Origin of the sequence: Pseudomonas yamanorum (assembly GCF_013386765.1) — a bacterium.
GTDB classification, from domain to species: Bacteria; Pseudomonadota; Gammaproteobacteria; order Pseudomonadales; family Pseudomonadaceae; genus Aquipseudomonas; species Aquipseudomonas yamanorum_A.
In genome coordinates this window covers 67,620-77,804 of record NZ_JACARE010000009.1, presented here as the reverse complement: position 1 = coordinate 77,804, position 10,185 = coordinate 67,620, and the positions used below count along the sequence as shown (strand labels likewise).

Below are 10,185 nucleotides of genomic sequence, written 5' to 3'. Positions count from 1 at the left end.
CTGCGATGGCGATTTAATATTCGCCACGGTAGTCCCCTGTCAGTGAAAAACTGGGCTCTGCACCTCACCCAGTGCTAATCTTCCCCGGATTTCGGCGGGCTTGAGCCGACACCCTACGGGGTTCAGGGAAGACAGCCCACTTCACAGGATTTGATCAGGTCACTACATGAATAAGCCAGCAGTCGTTCTCTTGGGTATCGTCGTCGCCATTGGTGCAATCAGCGCAGGCGGTGCCTGGTACACCGGCAAGCAACTGGAGCCGGTGCTGCAAACCGCTATCCAGGACGCCAACAAGGAGCTGCAGACCTCCATGGCCGGTGTCGACGGCACCGTGACCCTCGAACTGGTCTCCCTCGACCGCCAGCTGTTCAGCAGCACTGCCCACTATCGCCTCAAGGCCCAGGGCGCAGTGTTCGGCGAAAACCACCAGGACACCGAACTGCTGTTCGTCGACCATATCGAACACGGCCCGCTGCCGTTCTCGCGCCTGGTGTCGCTGAAGTGGCTGCCGGTCATGGCCACCAGTCACTACGAACTCGAGAAAAACCCCACCACCGAAAAATGGTTCGCCGCCAGCAAGGACGTATCGCCCCTCAAAGGCGTGGCCAACATTGGCTATGACCGCTCGGTGACCGGCAACATTGAACTGCTGCCCCTGGAACTCAAGGACGACAAGTCGGCCGTGAGCTTCTCCGGCGCCAACCTGGACTTCGACTCCACTGCCGAAGGCAAGAAGGTCAAGGCCAGCGGCTACATGGACAGCCTCAAGGTCTCGGTCGTCGACGCCAACAACGCCAAGCTGGATGCCGAGCTCAGCGGCCTGACCATCGCCAGCAACCTGGAAAAAACCACCTTCGGTTTCTACACCGGGCAGAACACCGTCGAGCTGACCAACACCAAGGTCACCTTCGGCCCGCAGCAAGCGGTGCTGACCCTCAAGAACTTTGAGCAGAAAGACAGCAGCGAAACCAAGGACAACAACCTGGCCGGCCGTGTCGACTACAAGATCGACGAGATCGGTTACCAGGGCAAGCCAGTGGGTTCGGCGGCCATGGCGGTCAGCATGAAGAACGTCGATATCCCGTCGATGCTGGTCCTGACCAAGCTCTACCAGGAAAAAGTCCAACCAGCCCAGGCCGCTGCGGCTGCCGGCAAGCCGGTGCCTGAGTTGCAACTGACCGAAGCCGAGCAGGCCCTGGCCCAGGCCAACGTCGACCAACTGCTGGCTGCCAAGCCGCAAGTGGCGGTCGAAAACCTGTCGCTGAAAACCACCAATGGCGAGAGCCGCTTCAACCTGGTGCTGGACCTGGCCAAGCCGTCGAGCATGGACTTGCCGCCGGTTGAACTGGGCAAGCAAATCGTTGCGCTGCTGGACGCCAACCTGAGCCTGTCCAAGCCGATGATCCAGGACGTTGCGGGCTTGCAGGCGCAGATCGGTGGTTTGACCGATCCGAAAGCCATCGAGCAGCAATCCCAGGCGGCCAGCGAGATGATCAGCGGCATGGCCGTGGGCACTCAACTGGCGACCCTGGTGGGCACCGATATCGTGTCCAAGCTGCACTACGCCAACAATGAAGTGACCTTCAACGGCCAGAAAATGACCGTCGAGCAATTCATTGGTTTTGTGCTGGGCAAGTTCGGCGCGGTCAGCGGCGCTCAATAAGACTCGGCTCAAAGTGATGTAGGCCAATTCTGAACAATTGTTCTGAATTGGCCTTTTTTGTACCCCTCTCAAGGATATTGCGCCCCAGGAAAGCTTGGCCGCGTCATCAGATGTCGGCCGCCTGGTGTGTCGTGCAGGTGAATTTATCGCTACAGCTTTCCCAGGTGAGGAAGCTGACGACATGTCGCGTAATGTTCATCCCTTTATCCGCTTGGCGCTTTGCAGCCAACTGCTGTGGCCCGTCGTGGCCTCGGCCGATGCGGCCTATGATTCGCTGATCAACCAGGCCCGCAGCGGCAACTACGGTCCGGCCCTCAACCTGCTGCGCCAACTGCCTGCCGAGCGCCAGACGCCGGGGCAGGTCAGTGATCATTTGCTGATCGCCAGCTGGGCGCGCCAGGATGCCGAAGTGCTGACGGTCTACGAGGCCCAGGGCCGCAATCGCAGCCTCACTACCCAAGCGCTGGCCACCGTCGCCCGCACCTATCGCAACCAGCAGCGCTGGGAACCGGCGATTGCCGTGTATCGCCAGGCGCTGCAACGCGAACCGAATAACCCCGACCTGCAACTGGGCCTGGCCCTGACCCAGGCGGACGCCGGCCAGACAGCCGAAGCCGTGCAGCGTACTCGTGCCCTGGTGGCCGCCAAGCCCGACGACGCCGATCGCCGCATGGCCTTGGGCTACGCGCTGACCCGCGCCGGTTCCACCTATGACGCGCTGTTCGAATTCGACCAGGCGTTCATCCGCGCCGGCAACAAACCCGAAGTCGCCCGGGAATACATCATCGCCCTGCAGCGCGCACGCCTGCCGGAGCCGGCTTTGCGCCTGGCTGCCAAGCGCCCGGGCCTGCTGGACCCGGTCACCCAGCGCCGCCTCGAAGGCGACCTGGCCGCCGAGCGCGTGCGCCTGGCCGAGTTCGCCACCCGCAGTGAGAAAGAGCGCTACGTGATTGCCGACCGCGCCCTCAAGGATTACGACCAACTGCTCGCCACCTGGACGCCGGAGGCCAGTGCCCATGACGACGTGGTGCGCTGGCGCATCGACCGCCTGGGCGCGCTGAAAGCCCGGGCGCGTACCGCCGACGTAGTGCGCGATTACGAAGTGCTGAAGGGCGAAGGCGTGCAACTGCCGACCTACGCATTGCGTTGGGTCGCCGCCGCCTACCTCGACCAGCGCCAGCCGGAAAAGGCGGCGCCGCTGTATCGCCAGGCCCTGGCGGCGAGCGATGCAGACGCCGGCGATCACGTCGAAGACAGCACCGCGTTGTTCTACGCCTTGCTGGAAAACGATCAGGTCGTAGAGGCTCGCGAAGTCGCCGACAACCTGGCAAGTACCCAGAAACCCCGGGTCGAACTCAAGGGCCTGCCCATCGGCAACCCCAACGATGCCTGGATGGACGCCCAACAATTGGCCGCCCAGGCCGGCACCTATGGCGCCGACCTGCCCGCCAGCGAAAAAGGCCTGGAAGCCCTGGTGCAACAGGCTCCCGGCAATATCGGCCTGCGCCTGGCCCAGGCCGACATGTACCGCGCCCGCGACTGGCCACGGCGCGCCGAAAATACTCTCAAGGAAACCGAAGCCCAGGCCCCGCGTGACATCGGCCTGGAAGTTTCCCAGGGCCACACCGCCCTGGATTTGCAGGAGTGGCGCCAACTCGACGCACTTACCGACGACGTCGTCGACCGTGCCCCGGACAACCGCCAGGTGCAACGCCTCAGCCGCCTGCGGGATGTGCACGACATGGCCGAACTGCGCGTCGAGGCCTACACCGGCAAAAGCAACGGTGGCGGCGATAACGGCGCGGGCGCGGTGTCTGGCAGCCGCGACTTCGGCATCGAGACCTTGCTCTACAGCCCGCCCATCGATGAAGACTGGCGGGTGTTCGGCGGCGCCGGCTATGCCACTGCCGATTTCGAAGAAGGCACCGGCCAGCACCGCTGGCAGCGCCTCGGCGTAGAGCGGCGCACCCGCGACATGACCCTGGAAGCCGAGGTGTCCAATCACTCCTACGGTTTTGGCTCCAAGCAGGGCGCGCGGGTCGCGATTGCCCGGGACATCAATGACCAATGGCAGTACGGCGGTAGCCTCGACTACCTCTCCGCCAGCACCCCGTTGCGGGCGCTGAACGCCGACATCACCGCCAACGGCGGCAGCGGTTTTATCCGCTGGCGCGCCAACGAAAGCCGCGAATGGAAACTGGCCCTCAGCCCGTCCCATTTCAGCGACGGCAACAACCGCCTCGAAGCGCTGCTCACCGGCCGCCAAGGCGTGTACAGCTCGCCCGGCGTGCAAGTTGACCTTGGCCTGGAAGTCGGCACCAGCCGCAACACCAAGGAAGACACGCCGTATTTCAACCCGCGCTCGGACTTCAGCGTGCTGCCCACGGCCACCGTCAACCACGTGCTCTACCACCGCTACGAAACCCAGTGGAGCCAGCAGTTCCAGGTGGGTGCGGGCACCTACAGCCAGCGCGACTACGGCACCGGCGGCGTTGCATTGGTGGGCTACGGCCAGCGTTTTCGCTGGAACGACGTGCTCGAAACCGGCGCCAACCTCAGCTGGATCAGCCGACCTTATGACGGTGAGCGCGAAAGCGACCTGCGCCTGATCGTCGACCTCACGTACCGCTTCTAGAAGAGTCCGATCATGCCTGTCTTGTCCCGTTGCCTGTTGGCCCTGGGGTTAATGCTGAGCAGCGCTTGCGCCCAGCAACCCGCGCCTTTCACTCCACCCGCCGAGCGGCTCAAGCCTGCCAGCGAAGCGGCGTGGCCGAAGAACCATTTTCTCGGTATCGCTTACCACGACATCGAGGACCGCGACCCCGATCAAGCGGTGGTGGCGGTACGCACTGAACGCTTGATCGAGCAGTTGGCGTGGTTGCGGGAAAACGGCTACCAGCCGGTCACCGTCGACCAGATCCTGGCGGCCCGCAGCGGTGGCCCGGAGCTGCCGGCCAAGGCGATCATGCTCAGTTTCGACGACGGCTACGCGAGCTTCTATACCCGTGTGATGCCGATCCTGCGCAGCTACAACTGGCACGCGCTGCTGGCGCCGGTGGGCGCATGGGTGGATACGCCGCTGAACCAGCCGGTGGATTTCGCCGGCACACCACGGCCCCGCTCCGACTTCCTGACCTGGCAGCAGGTGCGGGAAATCGCCCAGTCCGGCCTGGTGGAAATCGCCGCCCACACCGACGCCAATCACAAGGGTGTGCTGGCCAACCCCCAGGGCAACCTGCAACCGGCCGCGACCACTCGGCGCTTTGATCCAAAGACCAACCGCTACGAAACCGAAGCCCAGTTCCAGGCGCGGATGCGCACCGACGTCACGGCGATTTCCAACAAGATCCGCGCCGTCACTGGCAAGGCGCCGCGTGTGTGGGTGTGGCCTTACGGCGCTGCCGATGGCACCTCGCTGGCGGTGGTGGGCGAGCAGGGCTACCAGATGGCCCTGACCCTGGAAGACGGCCTCGACAGCCTCGGCAACCTGATGAGCAGCCCGCGGTTCCTGGTGGCCTCCGACCCGGACGGCGAGCATTACGCCAATGCCATCGTCGCGACCCAGACCGAAGCGCCGCTGCGGGTGCTGCATGTGGACCTGGACAACGTCTACGACCCGGACCCGGAACAACAGGTGCGCAACCTCGACAAGCTGATCCAGCGCGTGGTCGACATGGGCGCCAGCACCGTGTTCCTGCAAGCCTTCGCCGACCCCAAGGGCGATGGACTGGTGCATTCGCTGTACTTCCCCAACCGTCACCTGCCGGTGCGCGCCGACCTGTTCAACCGCGTCACCTGGCAACTGCGCACCCGGGCCCATGTGAATGTGTTTGCCTGGATGCCGGTGCTCAGTTTCGCCCTGGATGCCAAGCTGCCCCGCGTCACCCGCTGGGATCCGGAAACCGGCAAGGTTGCCATCGACCCCGACCAGTACCAGCGCCTGTCGCCGTTTGACCCGAAGGTGCGGCAGATCATCGGTGAGATCTACGAAGACCTGGCCCGCACCAGTGCCATCGACGGCGTGCTGTTCCACGACGACGCGGTGCTGTCGGACTTTGAAGACGCCAGCCCGCTGGCGCTCAAGGCCTACGCCGCCAACGGCCTGCCCGACACCATCGAAGCCCTGCGCGCCGACCCGGCGGTGATGCAGCGCTGGACCCGTTTCAAGAGCCGCTACCTGATCGACTTCACTCACGAACTGACTGCCAAGGTGCGCACGCTGCGCGGCCCGCAAGTGCAGACCGCACGCAATATCTTCGCCGAGCCGATGCTCAACCCTGGCAGCGAAGCCTGGTTCGCGCAGAACCTTGACGACTTCCTCACCAGCTACGACTGGACCGCCCCGATGGCCATGCCGCTGATGGAAGGCCAGGACCTCAAAGGCTCCAACGCCTGGCTGGAAAAACTCGTGGCCACCGTCAAGGCCCGCCCCGGTGCACTGCAACGCACGGTGTTCGAGTTGCAAGCCAAGGACTGGCGCACCCCGGCCGCCCCGGACCTGTCCGGCGCGCAAATGGCCGAGTGGATGGGCGTGCTCAAGCGCCAGGGCGTGACCAGTTTTGGCTACTACCCCGACAACTTCCTGGAGAATTCGCCGGATCTGAAAACCGTGCGTCCGGCCCTTTCCAACCAGTGGAATCCTTGACTCATGTTCGACAGAATCCTCGCGCTTATTGTCTTGTCGTTGGTATTGGGTGTGCCCCTGGGCCTGATCTTTCTGGTCACCGGGCAGTTCCTGATGGACTTCGTGTTCTTCTATCCGCTGTTCATGTCCGGGCTGTGGATCGCCGGCGGCTTGTACTTCTGGCTGCACTGGGAGCGCCATTGGCCGTGGGCTGACGACACCCCGGCGCCGGTGTTGGCCGGCGAGCCGCTGATCTCGATCCTGATCCCTTGCTACAACGAAGGCGACAACGCCGCCGAGACCATCGGCGCTGCGCTGGCCCAGCAGTACCGCAACATCGAAGTGATCGCGATCAACGACGGCTCCAGCGACAACACCGCCGCCGTGCTCGACGCGTTGGCATTGAAAGAGCCGCGCCTGCGGGTGCTGCACCTGGCGCAGAACCAGGGCAAGGCCGTGGCCCTGCGCATGGGCGCGGTGGCGGCGCGCAGTGAATATCTGGTGTGCATCGACGGCGATGCGTTGCTCTCACCGAACACCGCCGCGTACCTGGTGGCACCGATGCTCGACAACCCACGGCTGGGGGCTGTCACCGGCAACCCACGGATCCGCACGCGTTCGACCTTGATCGGCCGGGTGCAGGTGGGCGAGTTCTCTTCGATCATCGGTTTGATCAAGCGCACCCAGCGGGTATTCGGACGGATCTTCACCGTCTCCGGTGTGGTGGTGGCGTTTCGGCGGGCGGCCCTGGACCGGGTCGACTACTGGAGCACCGACATGATCACCGAAGACATCGACGTGAGCTGGAAGCTGCAACTGGACCACTGGAGCATCTTCTACGAGCCCCGCGCACTGTGCTGGATCCTGATGCCGGAAACCCTCGGCGGCCTGTGGAAGCAGCGCCTGCGCTGGGCCCAGGGCGGCGCCGAAGTGCTGTTCAAGAATATCCGGGGCATCTGGCAGTGGCGCCATCGCTACCTGTGGCCGCTGTTGTTCGAGTACTGCCTGTCCACCGGCTGGGCCTTCACCTTTTTGCTCTCGGTGATTTTCTGGGCGGTGGGCAAAGTCGTGACGCTGCCCGCCGCCATTGCCGTCGACTCGCTGATGCCGCCGGCCTTCACCGGCCTGCTGCTGGCGGTGGTGTGCCTGGTGCAGTTCGCGGTGAGCATCATGATCGACCGGCGCTATGAAAAGGGCCTGTGGAAAACCCTGTTCTGGACCGTCTGGTACCCGCTGGTGTTCTGGCTGGTGAGCCTGTTCACCACCCTGGTCAGCTTCCCTAAAGTGCTGTTCCGCCAACACCAGAAACGCGCGCGCTGGGTCAGCCCGGATCGCGGTATCAAAGCCCCCACCAAGGAACTGCAACCATGAACCTGATTCGTACCCAACAACGCCCGGTGATGTGGGCGATCGACGTGTTCCTGACCCTGCTGGCCTGGGCCGGCCTGATCATCCTGCTGGTGCGTGGGCTGGTGCCGATGCTCGACAGCCATGGCGGCCCCCGGGTCGAAGCGCCGATTTTTGCAGCGCTGGATACCTTGCAGATTTACCTGTGGATCGCGGTGTTCAACGCCGTGGTGCTGATCGGTTGGGCACGTTACCAGCAGCGGCGCGGCAAGCGTTTTGCCCAGCGGCGTTCGGCAGCCAAGGCGTTGAGCGACCAGCGCCTGAGTGACAGTTTCAGCCTGGGCGAAGGCGACCTGGAGCAACTGCGCCGCCCGGGTGTGCTGGTGATTCATAACGACCAGGAAGGCGGTGTGCAGGAAGTGACCGCGCACGTCTCGCGGCATGTGGAGCGGCCGGGATTGAAGTTGGTAGCGGAACAGGAGCGGATCAAGGAAGCCTCAGGCCGATAAATGGGATCCAATTCACAAAATCAGTGCGAACTTTTCTCGTCTTTTGGCTACTAATCAGTCTTGATACAACTTGATGGCTAACTAGTGGCAACTCTAAGTGCCCCGTTTAAGTTGTATCAAAACTGTTACCGCTTGTCGGAATAAAAATTCCAATTGCAAGCGATTAAACGTTGCATGATTTATTTATTGTTAATAATCAGCAACTTACAGGCATGTTAATCATGGCTTCCCACTAAGCCAGAATCTTGGCCCACCGGAAGTTCGATGTTAGTTTGCCGGCCCCCGCTTTTTCGACGGATCGAACATGTCTTTATTACTGCCACGGACTCGGCTGCTGCTGGGCGTTTGCCTGCTGACTTGTTTCGCACTCAATAGTGCGGTGGCGGCGCCTACGCCGGGCGATCAGGACCTGATCCGCGACCGGCAAAACCGTCTGCTGGAAGAACAGCGCCGGCGCCTTGAAGAACTCAAGGATCTGCCCGGTAAAGAAGCCAAACCCCAGGCGCCTGCCACCCCGGTCGACACCCGTTGCTTCCCGATCAAAGACATTGAGCTCAAGGGCGCCGACAGCCTGCCCGCCAAGGATCGCGAGCGCCTGCTCAAGCCTTACATCGGCCAGTGCCTGGGCGTCTCCCAGCTCAATCAGGTGCTCAAGGCGATCACCGACTACTACATCGACAAAGGCATGGTCACCAGCCGGGCTTACTTGCCGCAGCAGGACCTTTCTACCGGCCACCTTCAGGTGTTGGTGGTGGAAGGCAAACTTGAAGGCCTGAAGGGCGCCGATGGCAGCAACCTGTCCCAACGCGAGCTGGCCATGGCCTTTCCCGGCAAGGTCGGCGAGCAATTGAACCTGCGGGAAATCGAGCAGTTGGTGGACCAGTTGAATCGCTTGCCGTCCAAGCAGGCACAAATGGAACTGACCCCCGGCAGCCAGGTGGGCGGCAGTGAAGTACAGGTCAAGAACGTCCCGCAAAAGCCCTGGCGCGCGAGCCTGTCGCGTAACAACGACGGGCAGAAAAGTACCGGCGAACAGCAATGGGGCGCGGGCCTTGAGTGGGACAGCCCGCTCGGCCTGGCCGACCAACTGGTGCTGCGCGGTGGCCACGACGCCGTCAGCGATCACCAGAAAACCTCGAAAAACACCATGCTCTACTACAACGTACCGTGGGGCTGGTGGAACTTCAGCTACACCTACAGCGAGAGTGATTACCGCACCTTTGGCGTGACCAACGACTTTAAATTCAAGCAGAACGGCGACAACGAAAACCACCAGTTGCGCGCCGAGCGGGTGATCCATCGTGACGACGTGAGCAAGACCTCGGTGAACGTCGGGCTGTCGCACCTGCGCACCAACAACTACATCCTCGACGTGCGCACCGAGCCCAGCAGTAACCGCCTCAGCGAACTGCAACTGGGCATCAACCACGGCCGGCGCATCGGCAATGCCTTCGTCAACCTCGACCTGGGCATGCAGAACGGTATCGGCGCCTTCGACGCCCAAGCCGAAAACGAGCGCGATCAGTACGGCAATCGCCTGGCCAACGCGCGCTATCGCAAATACACCGCCACCGTCAGCTACCTGCAGCCGTTCACGCTGTGGGGCGAGTCGTTCAGTTTCTCCAGCCTGGCCACCGGCCAACGCAGTGAAGACATCCTGTTCAGCCCCCAGCGCATGAGCCTGGGTGGCTCGGCCTCGGTGCGTGGTTTCAAAGACCAGCAGCTCACCGGCGACAGCGGCGGCTATTGGCGCAACGACGTGCGCTGGGCGCGCCCGGTGACCTGGGACTGGATGCGCCCGGCCTTCGCTGAATACGGCGCCAGCGTCGGCTACGACCAGGGCGTGATCCGCAACGACCGCTACAACGACAACGTGCACGGCCGGGTCTCGAGCAACTCCCTGGAGCTGTTTGCCCGCGGCAAATACGTCAGCACCAGCGTGACCTTTGCCCATTCCCTGGAACGCCCGGCAGTGATGAGCGAGCGCGAAGCGCCGATCTACTTCCGCATGGATTTCTTCCTGTAATTCAACGCCCCGTTAC

6 protein-coding genes are annotated in these 10,185 nt (G+C 62.9%); all 6 read left to right on the top strand.

Going from position 1 to position 10,185, the window contains the following annotated elements:
* Positions 1-166: 166 nt before the first annotated feature.
* The 6 genes from HX875_RS05825 to HX875_RS05800 all read left to right on the top strand — a co-directional run bounded on the left by HX875_RS05825 (position 167) and on the right by HX875_RS05800 (position 10,169).
* Positions 167-1,663 carry a YdgA family protein gene (locus HX875_RS05825; protein ID WP_177042380.1) on the top strand — a complete coding sequence of 499 codons (1,497 nt, stop codon included), beginning with the start codon at positions 167-169 and terminating at the stop codon, positions 1,661-1,663.
* Positions 1,664-1,844: 181 nt separating this feature from the next.
* Positions 1,845-4,298 carry a poly-beta-1,6 N-acetyl-D-glucosamine export porin PgaA gene (gene pgaA, locus HX875_RS05820; RefSeq protein ID WP_177042378.1) on the top strand — a complete coding sequence of 818 codons (2,454 nt, stop codon included), beginning with the start codon at positions 1,845-1,847 and terminating at the stop codon, positions 4,296-4,298.
* A gap of 12 nt (positions 4,299-4,310) precedes the next feature.
* Positions 4,311-6,308, top strand: coding sequence for a poly-beta-1,6-N-acetyl-D-glucosamine N-deacetylase PgaB (gene pgaB / locus HX875_RS05815; protein WP_177042376.1), 1,998 nt, complete (start codon positions 4,311-4,313; stop codon positions 6,306-6,308).
* 3 nt (positions 6,309-6,311) lie between these two features.
* On the top strand, positions 6,312-7,658 hold the full coding sequence (gene pgaC / locus HX875_RS05810) for a poly-beta-1,6-N-acetyl-D-glucosamine synthase (RefSeq protein WP_177042374.1): 1,347 nt from the start codon (positions 6,312-6,314) through the stop codon (positions 7,656-7,658).
* Entirely contained in the window at positions 7,655-8,143 is a 489-nt protein-coding gene (gene pgaD, locus HX875_RS05805) for a poly-beta-1,6-N-acetyl-D-glucosamine biosynthesis protein PgaD (protein WP_177042372.1), read from the top strand. The genes pgaC and pgaD overlap by 4 nt, the downstream gene beginning before the upstream one ends.
* A 304-nt stretch (positions 8,144-8,447) precedes the next feature.
* Positions 8,448-10,169 (top strand): ShlB/FhaC/HecB family hemolysin secretion/activation protein, encoded by a 1,722-nt coding sequence (locus tag HX875_RS05800; RefSeq protein ID WP_177042371.1) that lies wholly within the window; start codon positions 8,448-8,450, stop codon positions 10,167-10,169.
* Positions 10,170-10,185 lie beyond the last annotated feature (16 nt).